The organism is Burkholderia sp. GbtcB21 (assembly GCF_019091065.1).
Taxonomy (GTDB): Bacteria; Pseudomonadota; Gammaproteobacteria; order Burkholderiales; family Burkholderiaceae; genus Burkholderia; species Burkholderia pyrrocinia_C.
The window spans coordinates 1-230 of sequence record NZ_JAGXKA010000553.1; the positions used below are offsets into that span (position 1 = coordinate 1).

Annotated in this window: 1 protein-coding gene; it reads right to left on the reverse strand. The window is 40.9% G+C overall.

Annotated features, from left to right (window positions below; translation table 11 throughout):
• Window positions 1-230, reverse strand: a 230-nt coding sequence (locus tag KVT39_RS37610) for a hypothetical protein (protein WP_217591542.1), incomplete at both ends; no start/stop codon positions are given.

Sequence of the window (230 nt, forward strand, 5' to 3'; positions counted from 1 at the left end):
TGGCCATAGTGATGCTTTCCCTTCACATGATTTGACTAAGGCATTAACTATTGGTGGATGACCTCTCTCACTCTTGCCATTAGCTTCAGGATTATAGGATGTGGTTAGCTTCAAGCGAATGTGAAATCTCTTGAAGAATTCCCTTGCTTCTTTGGCATTCAACTCTCTACGATCAGCTCTCATACGTCTAAAACACCCATGTCTAGCAATGATATCTTCTAACACAAATC